Raw genomic sequence first — 13,451 nt, forward strand, 5'->3', positions numbered from 1 at the left:
AGATGGAAAATCCGCACTTGATTTTTTCTGTGTTGTGCAAAATTAGTACTTTACTAAACTCATACCTTCATTCGTTTTTGGAAAGTATGTATCAATTACCTGTAAATCCTCATCCGATAAAGTCAGTTCTAATGCCTCAAGATTACTCTTAATATGTGCAGCGTTTTTGGCCTTTGGAATCGTAATGAGACCCTCATGTCTTAGGATCCAGTTTAATGCCACCTGGTAAGCCGTTGCTCCATATTTTCCGCCAATCTCATCCAACACCTGTCGTCCCTTTGTACCCTGTTCTGGGAATCCAACTCCTCCAAAAAACTGTGGGGCGTAACCAAATGGAGAGTAGCCCATGACCGTCACCTCATTCTTCTGACAGTATGGGATAACATCGTTCTCAACCCGCCTGTCATTCAAATGATATCCCACTTGATTGCACGAAAGAACATGATGACCTATGGCACTTTGTGCCTCCATTATCAATTCAGGTGTGAAATTACTAACTCCAATGAATTTAACTAACCCCTTTTCAACTAAATATGTCATAGCCCGCATCGTTTCTTCTACTTCATGTTCTTTACTAGGCCAATGCTGCAAATAAAGATCGATATACGTGGTGTTTAACCTTTCCAAACTTTTCTCACAAGCTTCAATTACACCCTTATAGGAACAGTTTTTAGCTGAGACCTTTGTGGTCAAAAAAATATCCCCGCGGCAATCCTTAATGGCCTCTGCTACTATTCGTTCTGCGCCGCCTTTCGCATATTCCTCTGCTGTATCTATTAACGTAAGTCCGTTTTCAATTCCATATCTTAAAGCCTTTATTTCTTCTAATGCTTCACTTTGATTTTCTCCATAGGTCCAAGTCCCCTGCCCTATGAGTGGTAACTTTTCATTTGTTGTCCCTAAGCTCCGATATTTCATTACAATCCCCCTTAACAACATTTTTATTTTTGAACTTGAACAAAATAAATGATCAAATCATAATTTAGTATTAAAATAAGTATAACAAAAAAAAACCGTGGACCACCTAATACCACGGTTCAACTTTATAGCACTAGAGTGAAGAATAATCCATCCTTGTCAGCCAAACAAGCTTGGATTATTTTTTGTGTTCATTTTTCAATGGTTACTACTCCTTTACATTTAAATAAATTTGATTGCGTTATCACATTTCCTTTATGCGAAATGTATTGTTTTTACATGCTCTAAATTGCGATACACGATATCCCTTTCTGCTGTTATTAGTGTTAATTGGTTATTCCAGACTTTTTGAAGTAAGCCAATCTTTTCACTGCTATCACCACCATCAATAACCACAAGCTGGTTTTCTAACTTTTTGCATTGATCTTCAAAACTTCTCGCTAATGGAATGGAGGCAGGAGCTGCTGGAAGGGTCTGATTGTTTATGGAATAGGGTGAGCTGTGCTCTGGATAAGGAATGAGCCATTTAACATGATCCATTGAAATAAATACTGTTTTGTATATAGGTGAGTAAAATACAAAGTGATTATTCATGATACTCGTCAAATAGCCGTGAATGGATTTATTACCTGTTACATATACCTCGACAAATCTTCCCTTTGCATTCGTCAATATTCCCCGAAATGAGATCGTTTGTGATTCTGATTCAAGCGGTTTTTCTAAAGGAGGTTCATACACTACCGAATTTTGGTCCACTTTTGCTTCTTTCACCCGCTGAATATGAACAGTTGGAATATAAAAGAACCTATCACTTCTTCCCACATATAAAACAAGAATATCTAATCCAGAGTCAACTAATATACCTGAGTAAAAATTCCCACCTGATATCTCTATCTCAATATTTTTTCCAAGTAATTCTTTAAACACCATCATTTATTCTCCTTTAATCGTTTCTTTACTTTACTGTAGTGCTCCACCAAATAACCATGAAACCCAATAATATAAGACAACTAATGTAAACAGCGTCGCTGGAGGAATAACAACAAATGTGATTTTTACATATTCCCACCACGTGATCATGACTTTTCCTTTTCGAACAATGTGCATCCACATTAACGTTGCAAGTGTTCCCATTGGCAGTAATAATGACCCCATATCACTTCCTATCACATTGGCTAAATAGGAGATTTTTAAGGCTAGCGGGCTAAGGTCCATATTCATTAACGTAAGCGTTCCGACCATGAGTGCCGGATGATTATTAAAGATGTTTGAGAGAACTGTTAATAGTGCTCCCATCATCACACTCGCATGGAGCAGGCTTCCTTGTACCATTGGACGTATATAATCAATAAGCATATTGGTCAAACCAATATTATGCAGACCGTAAATAATGACATACATACTAAAGGCGAAAACAAGAATATACCATGGAGTTTTTTTCAGCATGTCGTCTGGCGAAATTTTTAAATAAACCCATCTCCAGCCTAAAAGAACAAGAGAGCCAATAACAGCCATTAACGAAACAGGGATCGCAAAGTATGATGCGGCAAAGAGACTAAGGCGTACAGCAAACACAAACAGAAGGACATTTCGCATAAACCGAGAACGTTCTTTTTCAGTGGAATAAGCAGTACTAGGTTTTAGTGGATGATACGACTTCCGAGTCAATCCGGATACTTTAATAGGAACAGTTTTCGGGATTACCTTTTTAAAGCGAAGGAAAAGAAGTCCTACTAGTAACAAAAGACCGAGCGTAGCAGGTACAAACATCATCGCCGTATGCAAATACAAATCCATATCTACTATTTTTAAAGCAATAAGGTTGACGATGTTGCTTACACCAATCGGAGCGCTCGAAGCTGTAGCAATTAACCCTCCTGATAATAAATAGGGTATCTTTTGATGATTTTTCAACCCCATATGTTTTAACAACATGACAAGGATGGGCGTTGTGATTAAAATACTTCCATCATTATTGAAAAAAAGTGTCATCAGAAAGCATAAAAGGTTAACATACCAGAATAAGCGGATGCCTGACCCGTTTGCTTTAGCAGCGAGCTTCTCTGCCACCCAATTAAAAAATCCAAAACTTTCTAAAACAATCGCCATTACGATGGTGGCCATAATGGTAATGGCTGCACCTGAGATGGTTTCGGTAATAACTCCAAGGTCTGTAAGAGAAACACTTCCACTGATCATCACAAAAATTGCACCAATTGTGGCAGGAATGGCTTCATTTATTCCTCTAGGTCTCCAAAGTATAAAGATGAGCGTAGCTGCAAAAGCGAAAATGGTCATCCAAACCATAGGTTGAATCATAATTTTCTCCTTCCAATCTAACTAGTTCTTCATGATGTGTCATGAGATGACTCTACCTCCTCATAGGCCCAAGTCCGCTCATGTCCCCCCCTTCCATCTATCCCTATTGTCAGAGTGTACTTTATTTATATGTATCCTTACTGTTACAGGCATTGGGTTTGTACCCTTTTCCTCAATAAATCCACTAGAATCTATGGACAACTGTCTTTAATGAACCGACCCAGGCATTAGAAATTATATTAATTTATGCAAAAAAAACAGACAGTGATGAGGATGTCTCATTACTGTCTGTAAAGATTAAGCAATACCATTATGCAACAAGGTATTAATCAATTGTAAAAATATAAGCGATTATAAATGTCTATTAATTACTGATAAAATGTTCCGTAAATCGGTGACAGGCACCTGACCAGGAGCGGAAGCTTTCTTGGCAGCGCCAAATGTTAGTGCAGATCCAAATATTTCACCTGCTAAACGGCTGATCACTCCTTTACCTGCCATTGACATCGTAATGATTGGTCTATCTGCGTATTGCTCATTCATTGTATTGGTGGCATCCAATAAGGCTAATACGTCCGCAGTGTTCCTCGGCATAACCGCAATTTTCGGTAAATCTCCGCCCAACTCCTGAGCCTTACGTAAACGGGAAACAATCTCTTCCTTTGCCGGAGTTTTATCAAAATCATGATTAGAAATAATAACAAATACATCGCAGCTATGTGCTGTGGCAACAAGCCTTTTGACCTCTTCATCATCATTAAATAGCTCAACATCCACAATATCTACCTGACCACTCTCCGCCATCACCTTATTTAATTCAAAATAGTATGCAGCGCTGACTTCCTTTTCTCCGCCCTCTTTTTTACTGCGGAATGTAAAAACGAGCGGTGTATCAAGCAGAATGGATCGTATTGCATACAATGCCTCTTTTACTTTCTCGATATCCTCCACATGCTCAAAAAAATCAACTCGCCACTCCACAACATCTAAGTCAACTGTTTTAAGAAATGAGGCTTCTTCTACTAATTCCGTGATGGTTGCCCCAACCATTGGAACACATATTTTAGGTGCGCCTTCCCCAATAGTTAATCCTCTAACCGTAACGTTTCTTCTCATCGTCTCCACTCCACTCGAACCTTTTACTTGGTTTCGTGCAATTCCCAAGATAATTTCAGGGTTTTTACAATGCTCTCCGCTAATTCATCCATGTCTTGATTGCTTATTTCAATCGTTGAGTGATAGTTATTTTTATAAATTTCTTTTCTTTTGTAAAATAACTCTTCTATCTCTGCCATTGACTTACCTTGAAGGACCGGACGGCTGTCAATAATCGAACTTAAACGGGTCTTCCATGCCTCCCAGGTAATATCCAAATAGAATACAATACTTGATGAAAGACATACCTTTCGGATTTCTTCCTGAAGGAATGCTCCCCCTCCAACTGAAATAATCTTTAGCTTATAGTCACATAAATTCTGAATTAATTCTTTTTCCTTTTTTCTAAAGGCTTTTTCACCAATTTCAGCAAAAATTTTAGGTATTGGCATGTTGTACTCTTTTTCAATTTCTTCATCAATATCAATAAAATCTCGGTACAGCTTTTTAGCTACCAGCTTTCCAATCGTTGTTTTCCCTGCACCCATAAAACCAATAAAAACGATATTTTTTTCTTTCAATGAACTGTTTGACAACGGCTTCCATCTCCCAAGGACAAATAATATTGATTCCATTATAAGCCTTCCAATCTATAAAACCAATCATGGTTATTTTCTAATCTTTTTAGGGAATATAGGTTTAAACGGTTACTCTAAAGCTAGGAGAACTATGGGAATGTCATTTAAAAAATCACTATATTACCTAACAAAGCTTCGTAACAGAATCTTTTTTCCTCTATTTACACTATACGTTCTATTTGCGGCTTATATTGCTTTATACATTGAGCCACAAACCTTTGAAACCTATCTTACAGCGATTTACTGGGTACTAACCACACTTGCAACTGTCGGGTTTGGGGACTATGCACCAGTCACCGCTGCGGGCAAGGCATTTACGATTGTTCTCTATATTACAGGGATCGGTCTGGTCAGTGTCTTTATTGGAAAGATGTTAAAAATCGTCCATGTGTTAGATAAACTCAAGGTTGGTGGAAAAATGAAATATACAGGGAAAAACCATATCATTCTAATTGGCTGGAGTGACAAATCCAAGCTTGCTATCCAAGAAATTTTGAAATCGGACAAATCTATTGATATTGTCATTATTGACGAACTAGAAAATTCACCAATGGTCGAGAAACAATTGTATTATGTCCGCGGTGATGCAACCGATGAAGAAACCCTATTACAAGCAAATTTGCCTGAAGCAAAGGGTGTTATTATTTTTGCCGATCAAATAACTCAAGACAATTATGCAACAAAGGACCCCATGCTCGTTGATGGAAAATTGCAGCAGCCATTACATCAATAGAAGAAAAACTAAATACACCGATTCACGTAACGGCAGAAGTTGTTTATCAAAAGCACATTCGCCTATTCCAAAGAGTAAAGGTGGATGAATTTATTCCAACACAGGAAATGATCTCACATGCAGCCGTCCGCTCTCTCTTTTCTCATGGTGTTACCAACATGTATTCTGAGTTAATGAGCACCCAATATAAAGAAGCTATGTATGAGATATCGAAACAGCCTGAATGGATAACCTACCGGGATGCCTTTAGGGATTTGCTCGATAAAGGTGCAACGCTTGTAGCAGATCGGGGGAACCTTCATATCAATCAGAAACTCGACGAATCGATTCCTGAGGATGCCCAGCTTTTTGTGATTTGCGATAAAGAAACACTTTTGAAAATAAATCCTAATTACAAGCCCGCAAAATAACAAATAGGTCCTATCTAAGGGATAGAACCTATTTTTATTGGTTTCTCTAACCTAATTTAATTTTGTCTTTTGGCTCATCAAGTTTCATATGTTCGAGCTCAAGTCTCATTCTTTCCGTTTCAATTAGATAATTCTGATGTTTTAGTTTCTCTAGTTCTAGTTCCCCTTGAATCATTTTATATTTTATTTTATTCTGCTTTTGAAAATGAGTCGTTAAAATCGCAATGATTGGAATCGAAAATACCATAATAACTGCAATTGTACCCGTCATATTTCACCCTCCTCTACTTACCTAAAAATACTTGCCTTTAAAATAAATAATACCAAATTCTAGAAATAGTTTGTACAGAATTATCAAAAAATAAAACCAGATACATTGCTTACCTCTATCCTCTTATAAAAAATTTAGCAAGCGATTACTTTTGTCTTAAGAAACTTTCCCTTTGACAAAAGCATGTACGCCTATATAAGATAGAAGGCAGTGAAAAAGTTTACACTTTAAAGATAGGTGTATTTTTGTATGAAAGGTGGCTTCTTGATGACAAGAGATCAACGAAAGAAAATCACCATGTTGATGATCAACATGTTTATAGCAATTGGGAGTTTTGGAATCATTATTCCCATATTACCGGCCTATTTGGAGTCCATTAATCAAGGTGGAACAGCTGCAGGCCTGTTCATAGCCATCTTTGCCGGCGCTCAGTTCATCTTTTCTCCGATTGCAGGCAAATGGACAGATCAGTATGGCCGCAGAAAGATGATTATTTACGGACTAGCAGGTTTAACCCTGTCAATGTTTATTTTTTACGCTTCCAACTCCATATGGGTACTTTATGCCTCTCGTGCAGTTGGCGGGATTGGCTGTGCAATGCTTGTTCCTGCTATTTTTGCTTACATTGCAGACATTACAACGATGGAGCAACGTGCAAAAGGGAATAGCTTAGTTTCAGCAGCTATGTCTCTTGGAATTGTTGTGGGTCCTGGAATTGGTGGTTTCTTGGCAGGGTTCGGTTTGAAATTTCCTATTTTAGTATCAGCACTTGTATCTTTAGTCTCTGTCTTGTTTTCCGTTCTCCTATTAAAAGAGAGTCAAACAGCTCCTAATGCAGACTCAGCAGATATGCCTCACGACAATGAGTCCATGGCAAGCAAAATAGCCCGATCAGTGAAAATGCCATATTTTATTCCACTTGTTATTACACTTGTAATGAGTTTTGGATTAATCGCCTACGAATCGGTTATAGGTCTATACCTTGATAATCAATTCCAATCGTCTGCGAGAGATATTGCAGTAATGGTTACAGCCACCGGGGTTGTCAGCGTAATTGTTCAGCTCTTTGTGGTCGATAGAATTGTAAATCGGTACGGAGAAAGATCTGTATTGAATGTATTTATTGCTGTAGCTGCAGCTGGGTTTTTATTTTCACTGTTTGCTACCAACTACTCGCTATTCTTTATCATTTCACTGTTTATTTTCCTGTCCACCTCTATTCTCCGTCCGGTGTTAAATACATTGATTTCCAAGCTTGCAGGAAACGAACAGGGCTTTGCAATGGGGATGAATAATGCTTATATGAGTATTGGTAACGTACTTGGACCAACACTTGCGGGATTACTTTATGATGTCAAAATTACCTATCCTTTCATATTGGGATTTGTATTGCTAGTCATAACACTGTTCATTACCTTTACATGGCAAAAGAAATCACTCAAAACAAAAGCGGTTGTATAATAAAAAACTGATGCAGAAGCCTGCATCAGTTTTTTTACTATTTAATGGCTCGTTTATATTTATACATCTTCCACTGGTAGTGAATAAAACAGCCAATGCAAAATCCGAGGATAGCCACAAATGCCGCTGTCGCAACGATAATGGTGAACACATACTCCACTGTATTCCAGCCAAGCAGGAAACTGATGAACCCAACCGCCAAACAAAATACAGCTATTTTTTGATTAAATTGCTGCTGCTCCCAGTCCTCCGGGATATATTCTTCTGGTTTTTTCCTTAGAAACAGCTTTGCAATATTCATTACGGGATTATATTTAAAAACAATTCCTGAGATTCCTGCAAGTAATGGGATTAGTAAAAACCATCCCTCACTGAAAACCAGCGTTAATACGGCACTAATGACAATCACCCATTGGTTTGTTTTCACAAGCGGTCTTGGTATAGAACGTACTTTATCAGACAAACATAATCCACCTTTCATATAGGAATTATTGGTGATTTATCTTTTAGTTTACCTGCTTTATGGGGTTTTGTATATCTTTGTTTTTAAAAGGTAGACCCATTTTGTTTTAAAATGTAAGATGGAAGTAATAGCGTAACAAGGAGCTGTCGTTTCGTGAAAATAAAAAAAATCCTCAATAACAATGCTGTTGTAGTTTTAGATAACAATGAAGAAAAGATAGCGATTGGTGCGGGAATTGCCTTTGAAAAGCGCAAAAATGATATCATTAATCCTAATAAAATCGAAAAGCTATTTGTAATGAAGGAAAATGAGAAATTCCAGCAACTTCTGCAGCAAATACCTGAAAAACATTTCTCTATTTCTGAAGATATTATTTCCTATGCGGAAGAAAATCTCGGATTAAAATTAAGCGAGCATATCCATATTGGACTAACGGATCACTTGTCATTTGCTATTGAAAGAGCAACTGAAGGAATTCATCTGAAAAATAAGCTTTTTGATGAAATAAAAATTCTTTATAAAAAAGAATTTGATATTGGCATGTGGGCGATAAGACATATCGAAAAAATGTCAGAAGTAAAAATGCCAGTGGATGAAGCTGCCTATATTGCCCTGCACATTCATACCTCAAAACCGCAAAGCAGCGATATGAAGCAAACATTGCGGCAGACTGCTATCATCGGTGAAATGATTCAGACCATTAAAAATACACTTAACATATCAATAGAAGAAGATGACCTTTCTTATCAGCGATTAATGACTCATCTGAGATTTACCCTATCAAGGGTCAATGATGAATCTCTGCCAATTATGGATGATGAAATGCTTATGATGCTAAAGAAAAAATTCGCACTATCCTACAATGTTGCTCAAAAAGTAGCCCAGCTTCTTGTAAGAAACCACGGTATAACCCTGCCTGAACAAGAACTTGGATATATTACGATTCATATTGAAAGAATTCGAAACAGATGAGTTAAAAAACCGCTTGGACAGATAGTCCAAGCGGTTTCTTAAATTTGTTTATTATTTTCCCTTACGGATTTTTGCAATTTCATCCGCCACGAATTGTACATTTGTTCCAACAATAACCTGAATGCTGTTTTTACCTACAATATTTATTCCTGGAACCCCAGTAGATTTAATTTTCTTCTGATCTACTACATCCATATCCTTAACTTCTAAACGCAGACGTGTTACGCAATTATCTACAGAAGTAACGTTTGCGTCTCCACCTAATCCTTCATAAATCTTAGCAGCCATCGCGGCAAATTTGTTACCCCCCGCCTGCTCTTCACCTGACTCCTCTTCAATATCATCTTCACGACCAGGAGTCGTTAAGTTGAATTTTGTAATGATGAAGCGGAATAAGAAATAGTAAATGACTGCAAACACAAGACCTTGAACGAGTAACATATATGGCTGATTGGCAATTGGAATTTTTAAGCTTAATACAAAGTCAACCAATCCAGCACTAAAACCAAATCCTGCTGTCCAATGGAATGCAGCTGCAATTGTTAATGAGAGACCTGTTAAAATAGCGTGTGTTACATATAAAGCAGGAGCAGCAAACATAAAAGCAAATTCAAGTGGTTCAGTAACACCAGTGAAGAAAGAAGCTACACCTGCAGCCATCATTAAGGCCGCAACTGTTTTTTTCTTCGAAGATTTAGCAGTGTGGTACATCGCTAATGCAGCTGCTGGTAAACCAAACATCATAACTGGGAAGAAACCAGCCTGATACATACCGGTTACACCCTGTTCACCTTTACTTGACCAGAAATTACCGATATCGTTAATACCCGCTACATCAAACCAGAATACTGAGTTAAGAGCATGGTGTAATCCGATTGGAATTAATAAGCGGTTAAAGAAACCATAAATACCTGCACCAATTGCACCTAGGTCACTAATCCCTTTACCAAAAGAAACGAGTCCAGAGAAAACTACTGGCCAAACAAAGAACATCACCAATGATACTGCTAGCATTGCTACAGAAGTCATTATAGGAACAAGGCGTTTCCCACTAAAGAAAGATAACGCATCTGGTAACTTAACATGACTGAAACGATTATACATAATGGATGCAATAATACCAGAAAGAATCCCTGTAAATTGTGTTCCGATTTTTCCAAACGCTGCGTTAACGGCTTCTGGATCAATTCCTTGAAGCAAAGCCACTGAGTTTGTTGATAATACAGTCGTAATAACCAAATAAGCAACCAATCCGCTTATTGCAGCTGAACCATCCTTATCTTTTGACATACCAAGCGCTACCCCAACCGCAAAAAGGATAGCCATATTATCTATAATCGATCCACCGGCTTTAATTAAGAAAGCCGCAACCGGACTATCAGCACCCCAGCCTGTAGGGTCAATCCAATAACCGATCCCCATTAATATTGCAGCAGCAGGCAAAACGGCTACTGGCAGCATTAAGGAACGGCCTAGTCTTTGAAGATATTTCATCATTTTTTATTCCCCCTATCTTTTTATAAAAACAATAACTTTCTTGTCTAGTTTGACTCGAGGACATTTTTGGCCAGATTGAAATGGTTTCCTCCTGCTTGAACAGCGGTAAAAATAAATAATAATTGCTTTGCATCAGGGATTTCACTACTATCAATCTTCCTAGCTAATTGAGATCAACGGGCAAGAGTCTATGCTTATTTTTTAAGTCAATCACCTCCTTTAATGGAAGATTCATCAGGAACCTGTGATGATTACCGTCTTTCCTTGTACAGCATTTTCCTCCTCTGTGAGAATAAATTGCTTGTCTTCAGAATTTGTAATCACAATGGGTATTATCTTGCTTTTTGCATTTTTACTAATATATTCCCAATCAGCTTCCATTATCATCTGCCCAACGGAAATCTTATCCCCTTCATTGACACCTACCCTAAAGCCCTTTCCATTTAAAGCTACTGTTTCCAGCCCTACATGCAGGAGGATTTCAGTCCCATCATTGGCACGAATTCCAACAGCATGCTTAGTGGATGCTATGAGAATAACCGTTCCGTCTACCGGAGAATAAACATTTCCCTCACTTGGAAGTATTGCGATCCCTTCTCCCATCATCTTTTGACTGAACACTGGATCTGGAACCTCCTCTAACGGAATAATGGCTCCATTGACTGGTGCTACTACTTTTAACTTTTCCTTCTTAAAGAAATTAAATACCATAACGATTACCCCTTATCTGTAAAAAAATTAGACAATAAAAAAAGGCATGGGGGTACAATAAAGGGCAGCGAATTGCCTTTTATTTTACCACCATGCCTGATCGTATCAGTAACATGTGATCACTATTTATTATTAATTTAATCATACCATTTAATTTTTAAAAAACAAGTGAAAACGGTATCATTTTTCACGAAAAGTTTACATGAATCGACAAAATAATTACAATAATTTATTTAATCTAAAAATATATATTATTTTAAAAAAACTTTCTTTTTACCCGAAAAATTCCAACATTCCTGTTATAACAATCTTTCTATTCACTAAAATCGTAATTACCAAAAATAGTTTTTGACAATTGAAAACAATCGAAAGTATTATAATATAATATAAAGGGAGGTAGAATTATGTCGAATTATAATAGGCAGAAAATTGTGGATAGTGTCCCTCAGAAAGGTTTCTTTGGACATCCAAAGGGCTTATTCACTCTTTTCTTTACAGAATTCTGGGAACGTTTCTCTTATTACGGAATGAGAGCCATCCTAGTCTACTATATGTACTATGAAGTTTCAAAAGGCGGATTAGGGCTCGACGAAAACCTAGCTCTATCCATAATGTCCATCTATGGATCACTCGTTTATATGTCCGGTATCATTGGAGGCTGGTTAGCTGACCGGATATTCGGTACATCTAAAGCCGTATTCTACGGCGGAATACTGATCATGCTCGGTCATATTGTCCTTGCAGTACCAGGCAGTGTTGCTATGTTCTTTGTATCTATGGTATTAATCGTACTCGGAACAGGGATGCTGAAGCCAAATGTTTCTACTGTAGTTGGTGAAATGTACAGCGAAACAGACGAACGTCGTGACGCTGGATTTACCATTTTCTATATGGGGATTAACGCTGGGGCATTCTTATCACCACTAATTGTCGGAAGTGTGATGGATTACAGCTTCCACTTAGGTTTTGGTATTGCAGCTGTTGGTATGTTCCTTGGATTAGTTATGTTTGTACTAACTAAGAAGAAAAACCTTGGTCTTGCAGGTACTACTATTCCAAACCCTCTTTCAAAAGCGGAAAAGAAAAAAACTTTTACTTTGATCGGTTTAGGTGTAGTTGTTTTAGCTGTCTTATGCGCTGTTTTAATCCCTATGGGCGTTTTAACATTCGCTAGCTTCATTAACATCGTTACATTTCTCGGTATCTTAATTCCTACTATTTATTTTGTAGTTATGTACCGCAGCCCTAAAACAACAACGGTCGAGCGTTCACGTATTATTGCTTATATCCCGCTATTTATTGCAGCGGTTATGTTCTGGTCTATTCAGGAGCAAGGTTCAACCATTCTTGCAAGTTATGCGGATAAGCGTACTCAACTAGATTGGATGGGTATTCATATATCACCAGCTTGGTTCCAATCTTTAAACCCATTATTTATTATTGTTTTTGCGCCTATTTTTGCAGGATTATGGATGAAATTAGGAAAACGCCAGCCAACAGTACCGCAAAAGTTCTCATTATCGTTATTATTTGCTGGTTTGTCCTTCTTGGTCATTCTTATCCCAGCATATCTTGGCGGTACAGATTCATTGGTTAGCCCAATGTGGCTTGTCCTTAGTTATTTAATTGTTGTATTTGGTGAATTGTGTATGTCACCTGTAGGTTTATCAGCAACTACAAAATTGGCTCCTGCAGCATTTTCAGCACAAACAATGAGTTTATGGTTCCTAGCAAGTGCGGCTGCTCAGGCACTTAATGCACAAGTTGTTAAATTTTATACTCCAGAGAATGAAATGGCCTACTTTGGCAGCATCGGCGGTGCCGCTATTGTACTAAGTATAATTCTATTTGCATTAGCTCCGAAAATTCAGGGCTTAATGAAAGGTATTCGCTAAATTTTATTAAAAGCAGTATCCCAGCATAATTGGGATACTGCTTTTTTGTTCTATTGCCAAACTTAACT

Annotated in this window: 14 protein-coding genes; 5 read left to right on the forward strand and 9 right to left on the reverse strand. The window is 37.7% G+C overall.

All coding sequences use genetic code 11. From position 1 onward, the window contains the following. Positions 1-42: 42 nt before the first annotated feature. The 5 genes from F4694_RS26975 to F4694_RS26995 form a co-directional block, all read right to left on the reverse strand. On the reverse strand, positions 43-918 hold the full coding sequence (locus tag F4694_RS26975; protein ID WP_179603012.1) for an aldo/keto reductase: 876 nt from the start codon (positions 916-918) through the stop codon (positions 43-45). A 255-nt stretch (positions 919-1,173) separates the two neighbouring features. After that, positions 1,174-1,851: a DUF2642 domain-containing protein gene (locus tag F4694_RS26980; RefSeq protein WP_179603013.1), complete on the reverse strand. Its 678-nt coding sequence runs from the start codon at positions 1,849-1,851 to the stop codon at positions 1,174-1,176. A 27-nt stretch (positions 1,852-1,878) separates the two neighbouring features. Then, on the reverse strand, positions 1,879-3,237 hold the full coding sequence (locus F4694_RS26985) for an arsenic transporter (RefSeq protein ID WP_179603014.1): 1,359 nt from the start codon (positions 3,235-3,237) through the stop codon (positions 1,879-1,881). Positions 3,238-3,588: 351 nt separating this feature from the next. After that, positions 3,589-4,353 (reverse strand): type I 3-dehydroquinate dehydratase, encoded by a 765-nt coding sequence (gene aroD / locus F4694_RS26990; protein ID WP_179603015.1) that lies wholly within the window; start codon positions 4,351-4,353, stop codon positions 3,589-3,591. A gap of 23 nt (positions 4,354-4,376) precedes the next feature. After that, on the reverse strand, positions 4,377-4,967 hold the full coding sequence (locus F4694_RS26995; protein ID WP_179603016.1) for a shikimate kinase: 591 nt from the start codon (positions 4,965-4,967) through the stop codon (positions 4,377-4,379). A gap of 58 nt (positions 4,968-5,025) precedes the next feature. Between F4694_RS26995 and F4694_RS27000 the strand changes: the two genes are divergently transcribed. Further along, positions 5,026-5,703 (forward strand): potassium channel family protein, encoded by a 678-nt coding sequence (locus F4694_RS27000; protein WP_308806784.1) that lies wholly within the window; start codon positions 5,026-5,028, stop codon positions 5,701-5,703. Positions 5,704-5,810: 107 nt separating this feature from the next. After that, positions 5,811-6,113: a hypothetical protein gene (locus F4694_RS27005; protein ID WP_218895857.1), complete on the forward strand. Its 303-nt coding sequence runs from the start codon at positions 5,811-5,813 to the stop codon at positions 6,111-6,113. A 46-nt stretch (positions 6,114-6,159) separates the two neighbouring features. Here F4694_RS27005 and F4694_RS27010 read toward each other — a convergent pair whose 3' ends face one another. Beyond that, entirely contained in the window at positions 6,160-6,384 is a 225-nt protein-coding gene (locus tag F4694_RS27010) for a hypothetical protein (RefSeq protein WP_179603019.1), read from the reverse strand. A gap of 267 nt (positions 6,385-6,651) precedes the next feature. Between F4694_RS27010 and F4694_RS27015 the strand changes: the two genes are divergently transcribed. Further along, a complete protein-coding gene (locus F4694_RS27015; protein ID WP_179603020.1) occupies positions 6,652-7,845 on the forward strand; it encodes an MFS transporter in 1,194 nt (397 codons plus the stop codon). A 37-nt stretch (positions 7,846-7,882) separates the two neighbouring features. Here the strand turns inward: F4694_RS27015 and F4694_RS27020 are convergent, their stop codons facing one another. After that, positions 7,883-8,308, reverse strand: coding sequence for a DUF4395 domain-containing protein (locus tag F4694_RS27020; protein ID WP_257029420.1), 426 nt, complete (start codon positions 8,306-8,308; stop codon positions 7,883-7,885). 153 nt (positions 8,309-8,461) lie between these two features. Between F4694_RS27020 and F4694_RS32865 the strand changes: the two genes are divergently transcribed. Continuing rightward, positions 8,462-9,280, forward strand: coding sequence for a PRD domain-containing protein (locus tag F4694_RS32865; protein ID WP_179603022.1), 819 nt, complete (start codon positions 8,462-8,464; stop codon positions 9,278-9,280). Between the two features lie 51 nt (positions 9,281-9,331). Here F4694_RS32865 and nagE read toward each other — a convergent pair whose 3' ends face one another. Beyond that, positions 9,332-10,777, reverse strand: a complete 1,446-nt coding sequence (nagE, locus tag F4694_RS27030) for an N-acetylglucosamine-specific PTS transporter subunit IIBC (RefSeq protein ID WP_179603023.1) — start codon at positions 10,775-10,777, stop codon at positions 9,332-9,334. Positions 10,778-11,011: 234 nt separating this feature from the next. Beyond that, on the reverse strand, positions 11,012-11,488 hold the full coding sequence (locus F4694_RS27035; RefSeq protein WP_179603024.1) for a PTS sugar transporter subunit IIA: 477 nt from the start codon (positions 11,486-11,488) through the stop codon (positions 11,012-11,014). A 404-nt stretch (positions 11,489-11,892) separates the two neighbouring features. Here F4694_RS27035 and F4694_RS27040 point away from each other — a divergent pair, with 404 nt between their 5' ends. Next, complete coding sequence (locus F4694_RS27040) at positions 11,893-13,383, forward strand: peptide MFS transporter (RefSeq protein ID WP_179603025.1); 1,491 nt, start codon at positions 11,893-11,895, stop codon at positions 13,381-13,383. Positions 13,384-13,451: the final 68 nt, after the last annotated feature.

The organism is Neobacillus driksii (assembly GCF_013409995.1).
GTDB classification, from domain to species: Bacteria; Bacillota; Bacilli; order Bacillales; family Cytobacillaceae; genus Neobacillus; species Neobacillus driksii.

Excerpts from the sequence above, each read along its gene's own strand:
- F4694_RS26975 (WP_179603012.1), bottom strand. The coding sequence starts at position 918 with ATGAAATATCGGAGCTTAGGGACAACAAATGAAAAGTTACCACTCATA.
- F4694_RS26980 (WP_179603013.1), bottom strand. The coding sequence starts at position 1,851 with ATGATGGTGTTTAAAGAATTACTTGGAAAAAATATTGAGATAGAGATA.
- F4694_RS26985 (WP_179603014.1), bottom strand. The coding sequence starts at position 3,237 with ATGATTCAACCTATGGTTTGGATGACCATTTTCGCTTTTGCAGCTACG.
- aroD (WP_179603015.1), bottom strand. The coding sequence starts at position 4,353 with ATGAGAAGAAACGTTACGGTTAGAGGATTAACTATTGGGGAAGGCGCA.
- F4694_RS26995 (WP_179603016.1), bottom strand. The coding sequence starts at position 4,967 with ATGGAATCAATATTATTTGTCCTTGGGAGATGGAAGCCGTTGTCAAAC.
- F4694_RS27005 (WP_218895857.1), top strand. The coding sequence starts at position 5,811 with ATGATCTCACATGCAGCCGTCCGCTCTCTCTTTTCTCATGGTGTTACC.
- F4694_RS27010 (WP_179603019.1), bottom strand. The coding sequence starts at position 6,384 with ATGACGGGTACAATTGCAGTTATTATGGTATTTTCGATTCCAATCATT.
- F4694_RS27015 (WP_179603020.1), top strand. The coding sequence starts at position 6,652 with ATGACAAGAGATCAACGAAAGAAAATCACCATGTTGATGATCAACATG.
- nagE (WP_179603023.1), bottom strand. The coding sequence starts at position 10,777 with ATGATGAAATATCTTCAAAGACTAGGCCGTTCCTTAATGCTGCCAGTA.
- F4694_RS27035 (WP_179603024.1), bottom strand. The coding sequence starts at position 11,488 with ATGGTATTTAATTTCTTTAAGAAGGAAAAGTTAAAAGTAGTAGCACCA.
- F4694_RS27040 (WP_179603025.1), top strand. The coding sequence starts at position 11,893 with ATGTCGAATTATAATAGGCAGAAAATTGTGGATAGTGTCCCTCAGAAA.